General features: G+C 33.8%; 21 protein-coding genes and 1 riboswitch. Of the genes, 4 read left to right on the plus strand and 17 right to left on the minus strand.

Annotated features, from left to right (window positions below; translation table 11 throughout):
* The first annotated feature begins 2 nt into the window (after positions 1-2).
* From RT99_RS18620 to RT99_RS18630, 3 genes are all read left to right on the plus strand, one after another.
* Positions 3-374, plus strand: coding sequence for a DUF3127 domain-containing protein (locus tag RT99_RS18620; protein ID WP_042566241.1), 372 nt, complete (start codon positions 3-5; stop codon positions 372-374).
* Between the two features lie 158 nt (positions 375-532).
* Positions 533-1,177 (plus strand): leucyl/phenylalanyl-tRNA--protein transferase, encoded by a 645-nt coding sequence (aat, locus tag RT99_RS18625; protein ID WP_042566242.1) that lies wholly within the window; start codon positions 533-535, stop codon positions 1,175-1,177.
* On the plus strand, positions 1,174-1,968 hold the full coding sequence (locus RT99_RS18630; protein WP_042566243.1) for an MOSC domain-containing protein: 795 nt from the start codon (positions 1,174-1,176) through the stop codon (positions 1,966-1,968). Before aat ends, RT99_RS18630 begins: the two co-directional genes overlap by 4 nt.
* Here RT99_RS18630 and RT99_RS18635 read toward each other — a convergent pair.
* The 13 genes from RT99_RS18635 to RT99_RS18695 all read right to left on the minus strand — a co-directional run bounded on the left by RT99_RS18635 (position 1,965) and on the right by RT99_RS18695 (position 12,297).
* On the minus strand, positions 1,965-2,675 hold the full coding sequence (locus tag RT99_RS18635) for a HesA/MoeB/ThiF family protein (RefSeq protein ID WP_042566244.1): 711 nt from the start codon (positions 2,673-2,675) through the stop codon (positions 1,965-1,967). The two genes, RT99_RS18630 and RT99_RS18635, sit on opposite strands and share 4 nt — an antisense overlap.
* 65 nt (positions 2,676-2,740) lie before the next feature.
* A complete protein-coding gene (gene thiH, locus RT99_RS18640; protein WP_042566245.1) occupies positions 2,741-3,853 on the minus strand; it encodes a 2-iminoacetate synthase ThiH in 1,113 nt (370 codons plus the stop codon).
* Between the two features lie 87 nt (positions 3,854-3,940).
* Complete coding sequence (locus tag RT99_RS18645) at positions 3,941-4,321, minus strand: GxxExxY protein (protein ID WP_042566246.1); 381 nt, start codon at positions 4,319-4,321, stop codon at positions 3,941-3,943.
* A gap of 123 nt (positions 4,322-4,444) precedes the next feature.
* The gene (locus tag RT99_RS18650) at positions 4,445-5,221 is read right to left on the minus strand and encodes a thiazole synthase (protein ID WP_042566302.1); all 777 of its coding nucleotides are present in this window, start codon (positions 5,219-5,221) and stop codon (positions 4,445-4,447) included.
* Complete coding sequence (locus RT99_RS18655; protein ID WP_042566247.1) at positions 5,202-5,840, minus strand: thiamine phosphate synthase; 639 nt, start codon at positions 5,838-5,840, stop codon at positions 5,202-5,204. Before RT99_RS18655 ends, RT99_RS18650 begins: the two co-directional genes overlap by 20 nt.
* Entirely contained in the window at positions 5,830-6,585 is a 756-nt protein-coding gene (locus tag RT99_RS18660) for a hydroxymethylpyrimidine/phosphomethylpyrimidine kinase (RefSeq protein ID WP_042566248.1), read from the minus strand. The genes RT99_RS18655 and RT99_RS18660 overlap by 11 nt, the downstream gene beginning before the upstream one ends.
* Entirely contained in the window at positions 6,552-7,151 is a 600-nt protein-coding gene (locus RT99_RS18665; RefSeq protein ID WP_042566249.1) for a thiamine phosphate synthase, read from the minus strand. The genes RT99_RS18660 and RT99_RS18665 overlap by 34 nt, the downstream gene beginning before the upstream one ends.
* 21 nt (positions 7,152-7,172) lie before the next feature.
* Positions 7,173-8,996, minus strand: coding sequence for a phosphomethylpyrimidine synthase ThiC (thiC, locus tag RT99_RS18670; protein ID WP_042566250.1), 1,824 nt, complete (start codon positions 8,994-8,996; stop codon positions 7,173-7,175).
* A gap of 157 nt (positions 8,997-9,153) precedes the next feature.
* Complete coding sequence (gene thiS, locus RT99_RS18675; protein ID WP_042566251.1) at positions 9,154-9,360, minus strand: sulfur carrier protein ThiS; 207 nt, start codon at positions 9,358-9,360, stop codon at positions 9,154-9,156.
* 84 nt (positions 9,361-9,444) lie between these two features.
* Positions 9,445-9,543, minus strand: a riboswitch (TPP riboswitch).
* 89 nt (positions 9,544-9,632) lie between these two features.
* Entirely contained in the window at positions 9,633-10,193 is a 561-nt protein-coding gene (locus RT99_RS18680; protein ID WP_042566252.1) for a DNA-3-methyladenine glycosylase I, read from the minus strand.
* A gap of 77 nt (positions 10,194-10,270) precedes the next feature.
* A complete protein-coding gene (locus tag RT99_RS18685; protein WP_042566253.1) occupies positions 10,271-10,702 on the minus strand; it encodes a lipocalin family protein in 432 nt (143 codons plus the stop codon).
* 255 nt (positions 10,703-10,957) lie between these two features.
* Positions 10,958-11,611, minus strand: a complete 654-nt coding sequence (locus tag RT99_RS18690) for a hypothetical protein (RefSeq protein ID WP_042566254.1) — start codon at positions 11,609-11,611, stop codon at positions 10,958-10,960.
* A gap of 14 nt (positions 11,612-11,625) precedes the next feature.
* Positions 11,626-12,297, minus strand: coding sequence for a queuosine precursor transporter (locus RT99_RS18695; protein WP_042566255.1), 672 nt, complete (start codon positions 12,295-12,297; stop codon positions 11,626-11,628).
* A gap of 197 nt (positions 12,298-12,494) precedes the next feature.
* On the opposite strand from RT99_RS18695, the gene RT99_RS18700 reads away from it, so the two are divergent.
* On the plus strand, positions 12,495-14,582 hold the full coding sequence (locus RT99_RS18700; protein WP_117614827.1) for a M3 family metallopeptidase: 2,088 nt from the start codon (positions 12,495-12,497) through the stop codon (positions 14,580-14,582).
* A 69-nt stretch (positions 14,583-14,651) separates the two neighbouring features.
* On the opposite strand, the gene tsf is transcribed toward RT99_RS18700, so the two are convergent.
* The 4 genes from tsf to rplM form a co-directional block, all read right to left on the minus strand.
* A complete protein-coding gene (gene tsf, locus RT99_RS18705) occupies positions 14,652-15,614 on the minus strand; it encodes a translation elongation factor Ts (RefSeq protein ID WP_042566257.1) in 963 nt (320 codons plus the stop codon).
* Positions 15,615-15,752: 138 nt separating this feature from the next.
* Positions 15,753-16,550, minus strand: a complete 798-nt coding sequence (gene rpsB / locus RT99_RS18710) for a 30S ribosomal protein S2 (RefSeq protein ID WP_042566258.1) — start codon at positions 16,548-16,550, stop codon at positions 15,753-15,755.
* Positions 16,551-16,723: 173 nt separating this feature from the next.
* Positions 16,724-17,110 carry a 30S ribosomal protein S9 gene (gene rpsI / locus RT99_RS18715; RefSeq protein ID WP_007808909.1) on the minus strand — a complete coding sequence of 129 codons (387 nt, stop codon included), beginning with the start codon at positions 17,108-17,110 and terminating at the stop codon, positions 16,724-16,726.
* Entirely contained in the window at positions 17,110-17,565 is a 456-nt protein-coding gene (gene rplM / locus RT99_RS18720) for a 50S ribosomal protein L13 (protein ID WP_026983738.1), read from the minus strand. Before rplM ends, rpsI begins: the two co-directional genes overlap by 1 nt.
* Positions 17,566-17,590 lie beyond the last annotated feature (25 nt).

Below are 17,590 nucleotides of genomic sequence, written 5' to 3' on the forward strand. Positions count from 1 at the left end.
AGATGGAAGTTACAGGAAAAGTAAAAGTGGTAAACCCAGAGCAACAAGTTAGTGCCTCATTCAAAAAAAGAGAATTAGTTGTTACTACTGATGAGCAATATCCACAACATATTTTAATCGAATTTACACAAGATAAATGCGATTTGTTAAGTAGCTATAAGCAAGGAGAGGCAGTAAAAGTTTCTATCAATTTAAGAGGAAGAGAATGGGTTAATCCACAAGGAGAAACCAGATATTTCAATAGTATTCAAGGTTGGAGAATTGAAAGAGTAGCGCCTGAAGGTCCTGGACAAACTCCACCAATGCCTGCTGCAGAAGCATTTGCTCCGGCTACTAATTTAAACGAAGACGAACCAGACGATTTGCCTTTCTAAAAGTTTAAATTCTAAAATATAAATTCCAAATTCCAATTCATAAATATGTAATTGGGGTTTGGTTTTTTGTTTTTATTTGTAATTTGACAATATTGTGTCTATTTGAAGCTTAAGGCTTAGAATTTGGAATTTACTTATTTTGTAATTTTATTTAAAACATGTATTACGTATTCAAAGATTTATTTTTTCCTCCAGTTTCAGAGGCCGATGAAGAAGGAATTCTGGCAATAGGTGGCGATTTAAATCCCGAACGTTTAAAGCTGGCTTATACAAGTGGAGTTTTTCCCTGGTTTAATGAAGGAGAGCCTGTTCTCTGGTGGTCACCGGACCCCAGAATGGTTTTGTTTCTTGATGAATTGATTGTGTCAAAAAGCATGCGTAATGTTTTGAACAGGAATCAGTTTAAAGTAACTTTCAATCAAAATTTTTTGGAGGTCATTTCGAACTGTCAAAAAATAAAAAGAGAAGGTCAGGACGGAACCTGGATTTCAAATGAAATGATCGATGCTTATTGTCAATTACATAAAGAAGGCATGGCAAAATCAGTTGAGGTTTGGCAAGATGAGGTTTTGGTTGGTGGTTTATACGGAATAGATTTAGGCCATGTTTTTTGTGGCGAAAGTATGTTTTCAAAAGTATCAAATGCCTCTAAAGTAGCATTTATAGCATTGGTACAATCTTTAAAAGAAGAAAATTACAAGCTATTAGATTGTCAGGTTTATAATCCACATTTAGAGAGTTTAGGTTGTCGTGAAATTGATCGTGAAGAATTTATGTACATTTTAGAAAATAAGAAATTATGAGTGCAATTTACACTGTGAAAGAAATTTATATTTATCCGATAAAAAGCCTTGCCGGAATTAACTGTAAACAAGCTTTTGCTGAAGAAATGGGATTTGAAAATGACCGAAGATGGATGTTGATTAATGCTGAAAATCTACATATAACGCAAAGAGAACACCCAATTTTGAGCCAGTTTTATCCTCAAATTTCAGATGGAAAAATCAGTATTACTTTTAAAGATCTTAAACATGAATTTTCGGTTCATGAACATTTAGATCAGCCAATAGACACCAAAGTCTGGGAAGATAAAAGTGAAGTTGTAGAAGTAAATAAATCAACATCAAAATGGTTTAGCGAACAATTAGGTTTTGAGTGCAAATTGGTAAAAATCATCAAAAGCGGAGATCGAAAACATGAAAGCTCAAGATTAAAAGAAACCTTCAATGTAAGCCTTGCTGATGGTTATCCTTATTTGTTAGTTGGAACAAAAAGTCTTGATTTTTTGAATGAAAAATTAGAAGATAAAATCACAATTTTACGATTTCGCCCAAATATTGTTATAAGCAGTGAAGTTCCTCATGAAGAAGACAACTTCGATACTTTCAAAATTGGAGAAGTTGATTTTAAAAACGTGAAACCTTGTGGAAGATGTATCATGGTAAATAATGATCCGCAAAAAGGCATCATAAAAAAAGAACCTTTGAAAACTTTAAGTAAGTATCGAAAAGTAGACAATTCAGTTTTTTTCGGAACTAATATAGTAAGTTTAAATAGCGGATTAATTAAAGTTGGAGACGAAATTGTTTTCTAAAAACTCAATTTTGTAAAACTCCAATTCAGCGTATTAAAAAGCATCAATTCGTTTTTTAAAGTTGGTAATTCTAAAATTAATTTAAGTGTTTCGTGCGCCATCATTGTGCCAATAATTCCCGGTAAAGTTCCTAAAACACCATTTAAATTGCAATTTGGAACATCTTTTGGATCTGGCATTTCAGGAAATAAATCTCGAAGATTTTTGCTTCCATTGTGGTTAAAAACAGCAATTTGACCTTCAAATTTTAAAATACTTCCATAAACTAAAGGTTTTTGAAATTGAACACAAGTATCATTAACCAGATAACGTGTTTCAAAATTATCAGAACCATCTACGACAATATCATATTGTTGAATAATCGTAGAGGCATTTTCAGTTGTCAATTTCAGATTAATAACTTCAACTTCAATCAGCGGATTTAGTTTTGAAACTACTTCTGTAGCAACGATTGCCTTCTCTTGTCCAATCTCATTTTCGGTATATAAAATCTGTCTATGCAAGTTGTGAATTTCAACAGTATCAAAATCCATTATTCCAATAAAACCAACTCCGGCAGTCGAAATATATTGTAAAATTGGACAGCCCAAACCGCCGGCTCCAATAACTAATACTTTTGCTTTTTTTAGTTTTTCCTGACCTTCATCGCCAATTTCCGGCAATATAGTTTGTCTGTTATAGCGTAGAAATTCTTGTATAATGCTCATTTTGGGAATTTTAGATTGCTGATTTTAGCTTGTTGGAATTTGGAATTTATTTTTTGGAATTTTTCCTAACTATAACTTTTATCCCAATCTTTCCAAACGGGTTCGTAGCCTGAATTGGTTATAATTTGGGCAATTTCACTAACTGGACGTTCATCACTAATTTCAAATTGTTCCAAAGATTGCGGATCAACAACATAACCACCCGGATTGGTTTTAGAACCTGCACTCATACTCGTTACCCCAATTGGGATAATGTTATTTCTGAATTTTTCGTTTTCACGAGTCGAAATTGAGATTTCCAAGTCTTCATTCCATAAACGATAAGCACAAATAAGTTGAGTTAAATCTTTGTCGTCCATAATGAAATTGGGTTCAATAATACCTTCTGCGGGACGCAATCTCGGAAAAGAAACTGAATATTTGGTTTGCCAGTATTTCCTTTGGAGATAATCTAAATGCAGTGCATTAAAAAAACTGTCCGTTCGCCAATCTTCCAGGCCTAATAAAACGCCTAATCCAATTTTGTGAATTCCCGCGGTTCCAATTCGGTCAGGGGTTTCCAGACGATAATCAAAATTTGATTTTTTCCCTTTTGTATGGTATTTTTTGTAAACTTCCTGATGATATGTTTCCTGATAAACTAAAACCGAATAAACTCCGGCTTCGTGCAAACGTTCGTAATCTTCTGTAGAAAGAGGCTGAACTTCAACAGAAATAATGGAGAATTGTTTCCTTATCAAAGCAATCGCATTCAGGAAATAATTAATATTTACACTATAATTTGCTTCACCGGTTACTAATAAAACATGATCAAAACCAAGATTTTTTAAGGCTTCAACTTCAATTTTAATCTCGGTATCAGAAAGTGTTTTTCGTTTGATTTTATTGTCTAAACTAAAGCCACAATAAGTACAAATGTTCTGGCATTCATTGCTTAAATAAAGTGGAGCATACATTTGAATGGTTTTTCCGAAGCGCTTCTTCGTGATTTCATGGCATTCCTGTGCCATTCGTTCTAAATAATTTTGGGCAGCCGGAGAAATTAAAACTAAAAAGTCATCGAGATTTCGTTTGGTTTTTGATAAAGAACGTTCAACATCTTTTGCTGATGTTTGGTATATTTTTGATTGAATGTTATCCCAATTGTATTGCTCAAATATTGCTTTAAATGTTTTCATTTTGGATTGTCGGGTTTTATTTCACGCAGATTTTGCAGATTGAGCAGATTAAAAATGATTTTAATTTTTTATAAATACAGTATCTGTTTATTGAATTTTATTTGCAACTCTTTTTATATCATCTAGTATATTTAGAGTATTGAAATTTACAAGTAAACCTAATTTTTTATTTGTGAGCCTTAAATAAGTAGAAAGTTGTTTGTAATGTATTGGAGCTAAATCTTCAACAGATTTTAATTCAATTATCACTTTGTTTTCTACTAAAAGATCAATTCTGAAAGCAGGATCCAATATTATTTCTTCATAAGGAATTATAACTTCAACTTGTTTTTGAACTTGTAAATCAGTTTTTGTTAATTCATAGAACAAAGCACTTTCATAAACGGATTCAAACAACCCAGGCCCCAAATTATTATATACCTTAAAAATAGCTCCTCTTACTAGATATGATATTTCGTTTTCTGTCATTATTCTTTATTTTAGTTATTAATACAAAATTAAAGAATAATCTTACTTTATTTATTTTCATCTTTATTAAAATTAAAATCATTTTTAATCTGCTTAGATCTGCAAAAATCTGCGTGAAATAATCTAGTCATACAAAAATGAAGTCAAAGGACTAGAACCAACAGCAAAATTCTGTTGATTAGCGATTTTGGCTTCAAATGCTTTTCTTCCTGCAATTACAGCTTCTCTAAAAGCTTCAGCCATTAATTTTGGATTTCCGGCAACGGCAATGGCAGTATTCACTAAAACCGCATCGGCACCAATTTCCATTGCTTTTGCAGCATCAGACGGCGCGCCAATTCCAGCATCAACAATTACAGGAACATTGCTTTGTTCGATAATAATCTCAAGAAAATCAATTGTCTTTAAACCTTTATTGCTTCCAATAGGAGAACCTAACGGCATTACGGCAGTTGTTCCTGCATTTTCCAAATGTTTGCACAAAACCGGATCAGCATGAATGTAGGGCAAAACAAAAAATCCAAGTTTAGCCAGTTCTTCCGTCGCTTTCAATGTTTCAATCGGATCAGGCATCAGGTATTTTGGATCAGGATGGATTTCGAGTTTTATCCAATTGGTTTCTAATGCTTCACGCGCCAATTGAGCTGCAAAAACAGCTTCTTTAGCATTTCTTGCACCCGACGTATTAGGTAATAAATTAATATTTGGGTGTTGCAAATGCGATAAAATAGCATCAGTTTCGGTTTCGAGATCGATGCGTTTTAAAGCAACAGTCACTAACTCGCTTTCTGAGGCCAAAATCGCTTCTTCCATTTCTCTGTTTGAGCCAAATTTCCCAGTTCCTAAAAATAGGCGTGAGGTTAATGTTTTATCTCCAATTTTAAACAATGATGTTTGCATATAGTTTTTCATTAAGTTTTTGGATTAATTTTTTCTTTTTTTCGCTTTTTGTGATCATTCCAGACACAGCAATGCCATGAATTCCAGTTTCAATCAATTGTTCTACATCTTCTAATGCGATTCCGCCAATTGCGTAAATTGGAATTTTGAGGTTGTTGCTTTTTAGTTTCTGAATAATCTCTATGTATCCTGATAAACCCAGAATTGGACTTAATTTTTCTTTTGTTTCAGTAAACTGAAAAGGGCCTAAACCAATATAATCACAACCATTTTTTACGTGATTTTGTATATCTTCAAAAGTATTTGCTGTTCCGCCAATAATTTTTGTGTTTCCCAAAATTGCTCTTGCTTCGGCAATATTCATATCGGTTAAACCCAAATGCACACCATCGGCTGCAATTTGTTGTGCCAGATAAAGATTATCGTTTACTATAAAATTGGCGAGATATTCTTCGCATAAAAATTTTACAGCCTCCGCTAATGCAAAAGTGTCTTTGGCAGTTTGATTTTTGAAACGCATTTGTATCCAATCGCATCCGGCGTCCAGAGCCTGATGAATATTATACAATTGTTCTTCGATGGTATTTCCTTGTGAAATGTATTGCAGTTTATGGTACATAATGATATCCGGTTAAAGTTGAAGTTGAGCTCAGGTATTTTTCTATGTAGGTTTTAGCATTTTTACAAGCTTCTTGTAAAGTTTGATCTAATGCAAGATTTGAGGCAATTGCTGCTGATAAAACACAACCGGAACCATGTTTTTCAGAACACTTTTTTTCCGAGGGCAATAAATCAATGATTTCATCTTTTAGAAACAAACGATCTGTTCCAATAGCCAAAGGATTATGACCGCCTTTTAGTAAAATAGCACTCGAGACTTCATTTTGCATTCTAAGTTGGTGCTGAATAAAATCCGGGAAAAGCAATTCTATTTCATTATAATTAGGCGTTATCAAATCAATTTTGGATACTATTTTATTCAGATCCAAACGATCTTTAATACTCATAAACTCAAACTTTGTTGTTGATTTTAAAACAGGATCCCAAACAATTTGTGTTGAAGGAGATAACAACTTAATGGTCGAAAGAATTCGATTTAAATAATGCAGACTGGGAACAATTCCGATTTTTACAGCATTGATTTTATACCTTTCAAATAAAGTTTCAACAGAACGAATGACGTAACTAAGATCTATCCATTGAATGTCAAAAAACTCATTTTCGGTTTGAATTGTATTTGCCGTTATAATTGCTAATCCAGTCAGGGAATGTTGTTCGAATGTTTTGATATCCGCCAAAACTCCTGCGCCACCAGATGGATCGAAACCGGCTATACTAAGTATGAATGGGCGATTTGCTGACATAATTTAAATTGTTTTACAGGATTTTCATTGTCCCATATAGTTCCTAAAAGGGCAACATCATCAAACCCGTTTATGAGTGTTTTTTTGATGTTTTCAGAATAAATTCCGCCTAAAGCGATACATTTTGTACTGTGATTTGTTCTTGATTTTAATGCTGCGAATAAATTCTCTTTTGGGTAATAATCTTCTTTAGAAATACTTTTAAAAACCGGACTTAAAAAGGCATATTCAAAATCATTATCCAATGCATTGAAATCTTCAATTGAATGAATTGAGGTTGTATACCTGCAAGGTTTTAAAAATCTTGCAGGATACTCACAACCGTTCTTTCTATCTTTTTCAGAGAAATGAATTCGGGTAATTCCAAAATCTTCTGCTAATTCATGATGATTATGCAATACCAATTTAGATCGAAATTCGATTTTTATCTGATGAATAAATTGTGCCATTTCTATTTCAGAAAAATCAGGCTTCCGAATATGAAGCAAAGACAATCCTTCCTCAAATAAAGAATCAATAATGCTGATTTCGCCAGAAATTGCAGAAGGATTAGTAATCACAATCATATCTTTCTTCTTGATTCTATTTTAAATATAAATCTCTTTTCCTTGCTCAATAAACTCTTCCGATTTTTCCTGCATGCCTTTTTCGGCGGCAGCGACATCTCTAATTTCCTGAGATATTTTCATAGAGCAGAACTTCGGTCCACACATCGAACAAAAATGAGCAACTTTTGCACCGTCAGCAGGAAGTGTTTCATCATGAAATTCCCTGGCCGTATCTGGATCAAGAGATAGATTAAACTGATCTTCCCAACGGAATTCAAAACGAGCTTTGCTTAATGCATTATCACGATATTGTGCACCCGGATGACCTTTGGCCAAATCTGCAGCATGTGCTGATATTTTATAAGTTATCACACCATCTTTTACGTCTTTTTTGTTGGGTAAACCAAGATGTTCTTTTGGTGTTACATAACATAACATCGCACAGCCGTACCAGCCAATCATGGCGGCTCCAATTGCAGATGTAATATGATCGTAACCCGGAGCAATATCAGTCGTTAATGGTCCAAGAGTGTAAAATGGCGCTTCGTTACAATGTTCCAATTGTTTATCCATGTTTTCTTTAATCATATGCATTGGTACGTGACCAGGACCTTCTATAAAAACCTGAACATCATGTTTCCAGGCAATTTTTGTGAGTTCACCCAAGGTTTCTAATTCAGCAAATTGTGCAGCATCGTTGGCATCTGCAATAGAACCCGGACGTAAACCATCGCCAAGAGAGAAAGCCACGTCATACTGTTTCATAATTTCACAGATTTCTTCAAAATGTGTGTATAAGAAGTTTTCTTTATGATGAAATAAACACCATTTTGCCATGATGGATCCTCCTCTGGAAACAATTCCGGTAACGCGATCTGCAGTTAAATGAATGTAGCGTAACAAAACTCCTGCATGAATTGTGAAATACGAAACACCTTGTTCTGCCTGTTCAATTAAAGTGTCACGAAAAACTTCCCAAGTCAAATCTTCTGCGATTCCTTTTACTTTTTCTAAAGCCTGATAAATCGGAACTGTTCCAATTGGAACCGGCGAATTGCGAATAATCCATTCTCTGGTTTCATGAATGTTTTTTCCGGTAGACAAATCCATAATTGTATCTGCACCCCAGCGACAAGCCCAAACTGCTTTTTCGACTTCTTCTTCAATGCTCGAAGTCACAGCGCTGTTACCAATGTTGGCGTTTATTTTGACCAAAAAGTTACGACCAACAATCATGGGTTCGCTTTCAGGATGATTGATGTTGTTGGGAATAATTGCTCTTCCGCAAGCTACTTCACTACGAACAAATTCGGCTGTAATTTTGCTTTTTGGGGTGTTTGCTCCAAAACTGTGCCCGTCGTGTTGACATTGCATAGCTTTAGTTTGTTCATTTAAAAGTTCAATTCTTTGGTTTTCACGAATCGCGATATATTCCATTTCAGGGGTAATTATTCCCTGTTTAGCATAATATAACTGCGTGACGTTGGCGCCTTTTTTGGCTCGTTTTGGCTGGTGTAAATACTCAAAACGAAGGTGGTTTAAACTTTCGTCTTTCAATCGGCTTTGACCGTAATTTGAAGAGATTTCTTCAAGAATTTCGACATCATTTCTTTCTAAAATCCAATTTTCACGTAAGCGTGGCAATCCTTTTCGAATGTCAATTTCAATGTTTGGATCTGTATAAGCACCTGAAGTGTCGTAAACAGTTACAGGCGGATTTTTCTCAATCCCACCATTTGAAAGTTTGGTATCGCTAAGAATAACTTCGCGCATAGCAACTTTTATAGGATGAATTTCGCCACTAACGTATACTTTTTTAGAATTGGGAAAAGGAGTTCTGGAGATTTGTTCTTCGGTTGTCATAGAGAGAAGTTTTATGGTTTGTTGTTTTTTGTTTCAGGTTTCAAGTTTCAGGTTGATCTTGACTGTGTTTTTTGTTTGCGCTCGTATAGGCGCACTGTAGTGCGTCTACGTTATGTATATAATTGGAATTTGGAATTTAATTTTTGGAATTTAATACTTAACCTCCCTGAGTAGCAGAAATAATCAAAATTTCGTCAGTTTCGGATACAAAATGTTGGTTCCAATTCATTTTTGGAACAACAGTATTGTTGATGGCAACGGCAATTCCGTTTTGTTTGTTTGGAATTTCGAGATCGAGCAATGATTGAACGCTTAGCGATTCAGCATTGAACTTTTTGATTTGTTGGTTGATTTTTAGTTCCATTCCTTAAGTTTTTAGGTTTTATAAGATTCACTGCAGTGAATCTCTACCTTAGGAATGGCTACAATTACGCATGAAAATGCGCGCAGAAGTCATCTTACTTTTCCCTACGCTAGTATGAACTAGATCAGGTTCAGAGGGTAAAATCTCAGCCTGCTTTTTTAGCAGACACCCCTAAAGTGTGAAGCAAATGTAATAAATTTTTGTTTGGTTGTTTAAAAAAGTTTCAGGTTTCAGGTTTCACGTTGTTTTTGAAAACTAAAAACTGCGGCCGTTTACTGGCTTCTTTTCCAGCAGTTTTCGGCGTGATCATTGACCATTCCGGTTGCTTGCATATGAGCATAAACAACAGTTGAGCCCACAAATTTAAAACCTCTTTTTTTTAAATCTTTGCTAATTTCATCAGAAAGTGGAGTAGTGGCTGGAACGTCTTTTGATATTTTTGGATGATTTATAATCGGTTTTCCGTTAGTAAATTTCCAGATGTAATCAGAGAAGGTGCCAAATTCTTCTTGTATTTTCATAAAGGCCTGTGCATTTGAAACTGCGGCATTTATTTTAAGTTTATTTCTGATGATTCCGGTATTTTGCAGTAATTCTTCGATTTTGTTTTCAGAATAAAGGGCTATTTTTTTGTAATCAAAATGATCAAAAGCATTTCTGAAATTTTCTCTTTTGTTTAAAATAGTAATCCAGCTTAGTCCTGCCTGAAAAGTCTCCAAAATTAAAAATTCGAATAAAGTAGGATCGTCGTAAACCGGAACACCCCATTCCTCGTCATGGTATTTTTTATATAAATCGCTGGCGGTGCACCAACCACATCTTATCGGTTCCATTTTTTATTTCAAATGTATAAAAAAACCTCAAATCAATTAAGATTTGAGGTTGTTCAAAATTAGTATCTTTTTAAAAATTAGATTTTTTTGTATACTTGTACGGCTGAAATTGTGATTCCTCCTTCAGAATAAGTGAATTTTAATTTTAATTTGCTTCCTGTTAATTCAGCAACTTCAAGTTTTTCTTCATCTTCACTTGCGTATTTTTTAGTCAATGTGCTTCCGTCTTTAGTCCACGTTCCTTCTTGAGTATAAGCATTACATTTATTATTAGTAAATTCTGAATAACTATCAATAAATTTTCCATCCGCTTTAAATTCCATGATATCGTTATCACATCCTTCATTTGTAGCTGGTTCTAATGCTTCCTGACCATTATAAACAACTCCTACTTCAGTAAGTTGCCATTTTCCTTCGATTGATCCTTCGTTGTCATCATCACTACTACAAGACGTTGCTGCTAATCCTAATGTCAATACAGACAAAAATAAAATGCTTAATTTTTTCATTTTGGTGGGTTTTTAATTGTTAATTTTTTGGCAAAAATAATTTTTTTTTCAAAAAATTAACATAATATAACAGGTTTTTTCGTCTTTATTTTACATTTTTATGTAATGTGTTGATAAAGAGCTTACTTGTTAAAAACACCATTTTTTATGCTGTAAAAATGATCTTGTTAAAATCAAAATGCAATACCAAGCTAAAAGAAAAGTGAATAAGGAGAAGATTATTTTGCGGATAAATTTAGAATGATTTTCAGGTTATTATTTACCAATTTCCCAGTGATATCCTTTTACCTTTGGAATATAAGCGGATTGGCCAATAATTACCAAATCATTATAGATTTTTCTATTATATTTTATGCCGATGGCTTTGCCGGAAGTGTACATTTTATTAGCAACAAACTTAATTTTCATACGACCATCGCTCAGTTTTGCATCTGAAATTTTTTCAATAAACCAGGTCGAATGCCATTTTAGATCAATTTCATCTTCGGCAGTTTTAGTAACACTTTTTACTAGTTTTACTGCATCTTTCGGAATTGCAAAATTGTGAATTAAGTCTTTTTGTGTCAGTGTTTCCCCAATTTCAGCTCCAGAAAGAATTTTACGAATATTAACAAAACTTATTAATTGATTATTTGATTCGTTGTTTGTTTCATCTGCAATGCTTTTCATTTCAATTGCTGAACTATCAATTGGTTTATTAGGGAATAATATTTTTTTAGTATTAGTAATATTATGTTTGTTTTTAATAGGTGTAGTAATAGTTATGGTATTTGAAGAAATAGTTTCAGAAATAGGTTTTAAAGAATTGACAGGATACAGCTTTTTCTTCGGCTGTTTTTTTTCGTCGTTACCACAGCTGGAAAAGCAATATACTATAGAGAAAAGTATAATTATGATGTATTTTTTCATTGTGGTAATTCGTCTTATAGTTCTTGAGAATGATTTTCATCATCTTCACCTAAATATTTTTTTATTAAATGATGACCTGCATAAATTAACGGAGTAAGTAAAACGGCTACTGATAATTTGAAGATATATCCCGTCAATCCTGATGAAATAAAAGTATCAAAATCAATTTTTCCAGGTAACCAGAAAGCAATTCCAAGAACAATAAATGAATCGAATAATTGAGAAATTACAGTTGATCCTGTTGTTCTAAGCCAGATTTTTTTTTCGCCGGTTCGTTTTTTAAAGAACCAAAAAATCCAAACGTCAATTAATTGAGATGCAATAAATGCTATTAAACTACCTACGATAATCCACATACTTTGCCCGAAAACGGCCTGAAATTGTTCATCATTTACCGGACTTATTCCTTTTGCAGCCGGAATTACGATTGCCATAAACAATATCAAAAAGGCATATGCAATTAAACAGGCTGTTATAAAAGAAAGTTTTTTAACTCCTTTTTCTCCAAAATATTCATTTATTAAATCTGTAGTAAGAAAAACAATTGGCCAGGGTAAAATACCAATACTCATTACAAATGGTCCAATCTGAATTAATTTTCCTCCAATAAGCTCTGCAACAACGGCGTTGGTAATAAATATTCCGGCAAGAATTACAAATACAATTTCTTTTTTGGTTTTAAACATACTATTTCTGGTAAATTATTTTTCAAATTTAAGGTATTTCTATTTAAATTATTGTTTGAACTAATAAATTAAAAGATCAAATTGAGCGTAATAAAATTGTAAATTTGGGTTAATAATTTATTATAAATGCATTTAAAATGGACAATATTGTGCTCTAATAGATTATTTTTTTATGAATAAAAATCATGTTATTTCTTATGACTACAACAACTTTTAATGCTACAGAAGGATCTTTTCAGAATCCATTACTTCAAAAATGGTCAGGTCCTTATGGAGGAGTACCTTCTTTTGATAAATATAGAGTTTCAGATTTCCAACCGGCAATAGAGTTTGCTATTCAGGAAAATTTAAATGAACTAGATGCAATTGCGAATAATTTGGAAGCGCCAACTTTTGAAAATACAATTGCAGCACTCGAAAATTCAGGAAAAACCATTGCCAGAATTAATGCTGTGTATGGAATATACAGCTCTAATATTTTTACGAAAGAATTTGGAATTGTAGAAACAGAAATGTCACCGAAATTATCGGCTTTGAGTGATAAAATGTACCAAAATAATAGACTTTTCTCTCGTATTGAAACTTTGTACAATGCAAAAGACAAAGAAAAACTAAATAGCGAGCAACAGCGTTTGGTTTGGCTGTATTATACAAATTTTGTTCGTGAAGGTGCAAAATTAAACCATGACGATAAAATAAAAGTGGCTGGGATCAATCAGGAATTGGCAACGCTTTTTACAAGATTCAGTCAAAATTTATTGGCAGAAGAAAATAGTCAATATGTAGTTTTAGAAACTCACGCTGATTTTGAAGGTTTGCCTGTCGAAATAAAAAATGCTGCTATTGCCGAAGCAAAAGAAAGAAATATTGATGCTTTGGGATGTGTTGCAAATACGCGTTCTTCAATCGAACCGTTTTTGACATTTTCTACCAGAAGAGATTTAAGAAAGAAAGCTTTTGATATTTTTGTTAAAAGAGGTGATAATGGAAATGAAAATGACAATAATGAAACGCTGATTTCCATTTTAAAATTGCGTGCTCAAAAGGCAAAATTGTTAGGATTTAGTTCATTTGCAGAATGGAGTTTGTCTAATAAAATGGCAAAGGATCCTGCAAAAACACTTGACTTAATGAATTCAGTTTGGAAACCTGCAGTCGAAAAAGTACAGCAGGATGTTGCTGAAATGCAAAAGATGGTAAATGCAGAAGGCGGTGATTTTAAAATTCAGCCTTGGGATTATCGCTATTATGCCGAAAGAGTTAGAAAAGCAAAATATGATTTGGATCAGAATGAAGTTAAACAATATTTGCAACTTGAAAACTTGCGTGAAGCTATGTTTTGGGTTGCCGGTGAATTGTTTAATTTAAGTTTCAAACAAATTAGTGATGTGTCTGTTTTTCATCAGGATGTGCGTGTTTGGGAAGTAAGTAATAAAGTGACTGATAAGATAATTGGTTTGTGGTATTTTGATCCTTACGCGCGAGTTGGAAAACGTTCCGGTGCCTGGATGGATTCTTGTCGCGATCAGGAGAAGTTGGATGCAGATGTTCTGCCAATCGTATCTAACAATTGTAATTTTATTAAAGGAAACGAAAATGAAGCTGTTTTAATTTCCTGGGATGATGCCACAACTTTATTTCATGAATTTGGTCATGCGCTACACGGATTATGTTCTAATGTAACTTATCCAAGTTTGGCAGGAACGGCAGTTGCAAGGGATTATGTTGAATTCCCTTCGCAGTTATTAGAACATTGGCTTGCGACACCTGAGGTGTTGAATAAATTTGCTCTGCATTATAAAACCAATGAACCATTACCACAATCAATGGTTGACAGAATAGAGCAGGCGGCGAATTTTAACGAAGGCTTTGCAACGGTTGAGACAATTTCAAGTTCTTTTGTTGATATGGAGCTGCATTTGACAACTAAAACTATTGATCCTGATAAATTTGAAAAAGAAACATTAGAAAAGCTCAATATGCCATCGGAGATTGTGATGCGTCACAGAATTCCACAATTCGCGCATATTTTTTCTGGAGATGGATATGCGGCCGGCTATTATAGTTATTTATGGGCAGATGTTATAAATGCAGACGCTTATGAAGCTTTTATGGAAGGCAAAGGGCCTTATGATAAAGAAGTTGCAAAAAGACTTTATGATACAGTTTTTAGTGTTGGAAATACTCTGGACAATGAAACAGGATACGAGAATTTTAGAGGAAGAGCGCCAAAATCTGATGCGCTGATGCGAGCGAGAAATTTTCCAATTACAGAAAAAATTTAATAAACATTGCTAAATAAAAAAGCCCGAATAAATTAATATTCGGGCTTTTTATATTGAAATAATAATATATTAACCTAAAGTAACTCTTTTGAAACCTGTAATTTCAACATTGAATCCTTTAACATAATCACCAACTTTTTTACTATCATCTTTGATGAAGTTTTGATCTAGTAAAGCTTTTTCCTGATCTAAAGTAGTGTTGTCAGAGATGAAACGTTGAACTTTTCCTGGAATAATTTTATCCCAAATTTGCTCTGGTTTACCTTCAGCTTTTAATTCAGCTTTAGCATCTTCTTCAGCTTGTTTTAAAACTTCTTCAGTCAATTGAGAGAAAGAAATATATTTAGGAACATTTTTTAAAGTTTTTCCTAAACGTTTTGCTTCTTCATTATCCTTTTCGATTACAGCAATACGAGCAGCAAGTTCAGATTCAACGAAAGCAGGATCAAAATCTTTGTAAGATAATGTATCAGCTCCCATAGAAGCAACTTGCATAGAAACATCTTTAGTTAAAACGTCAGCATTAGGAATTGCAGCAGAAATTGCAGTTAATGCAGCAATTTTGTTAACGTGAACATAAGATCCAACGAAAGCACCTTCTAAAATTTCAAAACCACCGATTTCGATTTTTTCACCGATAACACCTGTTTGCTCAATTAATTTTTCAGCAACAGTAATTCCGTTAAAATCTGAAGCTAAAAATTCTTCTTTAGAAGAAAAGTTAATAGCTCTTTCTACTAATTCTTTAGCCAAAGTTACGAAAGCCTCATTTTTACCTACGAAATCAGTTTCGCAGTTTAAAGTGATGATAGCTCCTTTAGTTTTGTCAGCATTGATAAAAGAAACAGCAGCTCCTTCAGAAGACTCACGGTCAGAACGGTTAGCAGCAACTTTTTGTCCTTTTTCTCTAAGGTTTTGTATAGCTTTATCGAAATCTCCATCAGCTTCAACTAAAGCTTTTTTACAGTCCATCATTCCGGCACCTGTAGTTTGTCTTAATTTATTTACGTCTGCAGCAGTAATTGTTGCCATAATATTTTGAATTTTAATGTTAAAAGTAAAAATTCCATCTTTTAAATTCTAAACTCCAATTTTATTAAATTATCAACATAACGTTTTTAATTTTGTATTTGGATTTTAGAATTTAAAATTTGGAATTTAAAATTTGATTTATTCTTCAGTTGCAGGAGCAGCAGCTTCAACAGCTGGTGCAGCCTCTGCAGCAGGAGCAGCTTCAGCAGCAGCTTCTTCTGTAAATACTTCAGTTTCTTTATCAGAACCTCTGTCAGAAAGACCATCGATTACAGCAGCAGTTACTAAAGATAAAATTTTGTCAATTGATTTAGAAGCATCATCATTTGCAGGAATAACGTAATCAACCTCTCTTGGGTCAGAATTCGTATCAACCATTGCGAAAACTGGAATGTTTAATTTTTGTGCTTCTTTTATTGCGATGTGTTCAGCTTTGATATCTACTACGAACAATGCTGCAGGTAGTCTAGACATATCAGCGATTGAACCTAAGTTTTTCTCTAATTTAGCACGTAGACGATCAACTTGCAAACGCTCTTTTTTAGATAACGTCATGAAAGTACCATCTTTCTTCATTTTATCAATAGAAGACATTTTTTTAACTGCCTTTCTGATAGTTACAAAGTTAGTTAGCATTCCACCAGGCCATCTTTCAGTGATGTAAGGCATGTTTGCAGCCTTTGCTTTTTCAGCAACGATGTCTTTAGCTTGTTTTTTGGTAGCTACGAATAAGATTTTTCTACCTGATGCAGCGATTTTTTTCAAAGCTTCGTTAGCTTCTTCAATTTTTGCTGCAGTTTTATATAGATTGATAATGTGAATACCATTACGCTCCATATAAATGTAAGGGGCCATGTTTGGATCCCATTTTCTAGTCATGTGTCCGAAGTGAACACCTGCTTCTAGTAAGTCTTTTACTTCTATTTTGTTTGCCATTTTTGTACTAGTTTACGTTCTGTTGATTAGCAATGTATAAATGGCGGTTTCCCAGGCTTTATACATTTAGATGCTAAACTATTTCCTACCTCGATAGGAGAGCAACAACAACTGTGTTTTTTAATTTCAATAAATTGATGATGTCTTGTACCATATGCACAAGACAGGTAATATTAACGTTTAGAGAATTGGAATCTCTTACGAGCTTTCTTCTGACCGAATTTCTTACGTTCAACCATTCTTGGATCTCTTGTTAATAAACCTTCTGGTTTAAGGATAGCTCTGTTTTCAGCATTTACTTCACACATAACGCGTGCCAATGCCATTCTTACAGCTTCTGCCTGACCAGTTGAACCACCTCCGTAAACGTTTACTTTTACGTCAAAGTTGTTTACATTTTCTGTCATAGACATTGGTTGTAAAACTTTGTATTGTAAAGTTGCAGTTGGAAAGTAAGTTGCGAATTCTTTTTTGTTTACAGTGATTTTTCCTGTTCCTTCAGAAACATATACACGTGCAACAGCGGTTTTTCTTCTACCGATTTTGTGAATAACTCCCATTACTTAAGATCGTTTAGGTTAACAGTTCTAGGTTTTTGAGCTCCATGAGTATGCTCAGCACCTACAACAACATTTAGATTTCTAAAAAGTTCAGCTCCTAATTTGTTTTTAGGTAACATTCCTTTTACAGCTTTTTCTACTAATAATGCAGGATTTTTAGATTGCAATACTTTAGCAGTTAAAGTTCTTTGTCCTCCTGGGTAACCTGTATGACGCATGTAAATTTTGTCATTCATTTTTGTACCTGTAAGGTTAATTTTTTCTGAGTTGATAACAATTACGTTATCTCCACAGTCAACGTGTGGTGTGTAACTTGGCTTGTACTTACCTCTTAAGATCATCGCAACCTTTGAAGCAAGACGACCTAAGTTATGACCTTCAGCGTCAACAACAATCCACTCTTTTGTTACAGTGGCTTTGCTAGCTGAAATTGTCTTGTAGCTTAATGCGTCCATAATATTATTTTAATTAAACATTCCA

The sequence above is a fragment of the Flavobacterium sp. MEB061 genome (assembly GCF_000834715.1).
GTDB lineage: Bacteria > Bacteroidota > Bacteroidia > Flavobacteriales > Flavobacteriaceae > Flavobacterium > Flavobacterium pectinovorum.

Excerpts from the sequence above, each read along its gene's own strand:
- RT99_RS18620 (WP_042566241.1), top strand. The coding sequence starts at position 3 with ATGGAAGTTACAGGAAAAGTAAAAGTGGTAAACCCAGAGCAACAAGTT.
- aat (WP_042566242.1), top strand. The coding sequence starts at position 533 with ATGTATTACGTATTCAAAGATTTATTTTTTCCTCCAGTTTCAGAGGCC.
- RT99_RS18630 (WP_042566243.1), top strand. The coding sequence starts at position 1,174 with ATGAGTGCAATTTACACTGTGAAAGAAATTTATATTTATCCGATAAAA.
- RT99_RS18635 (WP_042566244.1), bottom strand. The coding sequence starts at position 2,675 with ATGAGCATTATACAAGAATTTCTACGCTATAACAGACAAACTATATTG.
- thiH (WP_042566245.1), bottom strand. The coding sequence starts at position 3,853 with ATGAAAACATTTAAAGCAATATTTGAGCAATACAATTGGGATAACATT.
- RT99_RS18645 (WP_042566246.1), bottom strand. The coding sequence starts at position 4,321 with ATGACAGAAAACGAAATATCATATCTAGTAAGAGGAGCTATTTTTAAG.
- RT99_RS18650 (WP_042566302.1), bottom strand. The coding sequence starts at position 5,221 with ATGCAAACATCATTGTTTAAAATTGGAGATAAAACATTAACCTCACGC.
- RT99_RS18655 (WP_042566247.1), bottom strand. The coding sequence starts at position 5,840 with ATGTACCATAAACTGCAATACATTTCACAAGGAAATACCATCGAAGAA.
- RT99_RS18660 (WP_042566248.1), bottom strand. The coding sequence starts at position 6,585 with ATGTCAGCAAATCGCCCATTCATACTTAGTATAGCCGGTTTCGATCCA.
- RT99_RS18665 (WP_042566249.1), bottom strand. The coding sequence starts at position 7,151 with ATGATTGTGATTACTAATCCTTCTGCAATTTCTGGCGAAATCAGCATT.
- thiC (WP_042566250.1), bottom strand. The coding sequence starts at position 8,996 with ATGACAACCGAAGAACAAATCTCCAGAACTCCTTTTCCCAATTCTAAA.
- thiS (WP_042566251.1), bottom strand. The coding sequence starts at position 9,360 with ATGGAACTAAAAATCAACCAACAAATCAAAAAGTTCAATGCTGAATCG.
- RT99_RS18680 (WP_042566252.1), bottom strand. The coding sequence starts at position 10,193 with ATGGAACCGATAAGATGTGGTTGGTGCACCGCCAGCGATTTATATAAA.
- RT99_RS18685 (WP_042566253.1), bottom strand. The coding sequence starts at position 10,702 with ATGAAAAAATTAAGCATTTTATTTTTGTCTGTATTGACATTAGGATTA.
- RT99_RS18690 (WP_042566254.1), bottom strand. The coding sequence starts at position 11,611 with ATGAAAAAATACATCATAATTATACTTTTCTCTATAGTATATTGCTTT.
- RT99_RS18695 (WP_042566255.1), bottom strand. The coding sequence starts at position 12,297 with ATGTTTAAAACCAAAAAAGAAATTGTATTTGTAATTCTTGCCGGAATA.
- RT99_RS18700 (WP_117614827.1), top strand. The coding sequence starts at position 12,495 with ATGACTACAACAACTTTTAATGCTACAGAAGGATCTTTTCAGAATCCA.
- tsf (WP_042566257.1), bottom strand. The coding sequence starts at position 15,614 with ATGGCAACAATTACTGCTGCAGACGTAAATAAATTAAGACAAACTACA.
- rpsB (WP_042566258.1), bottom strand. The coding sequence starts at position 16,550 with ATGGCAAACAAAATAGAAGTAAAAGACTTACTAGAAGCAGGTGTTCAC.
- rpsI (WP_007808909.1), bottom strand. The coding sequence starts at position 17,110 with ATGGGAGTTATTCACAAAATCGGTAGAAGAAAAACCGCTGTTGCACGT.
- rplM (WP_026983738.1), bottom strand. The coding sequence starts at position 17,565 with ATGGACGCATTAAGCTACAAGACAATTTCAGCTAGCAAAGCCACTGTA.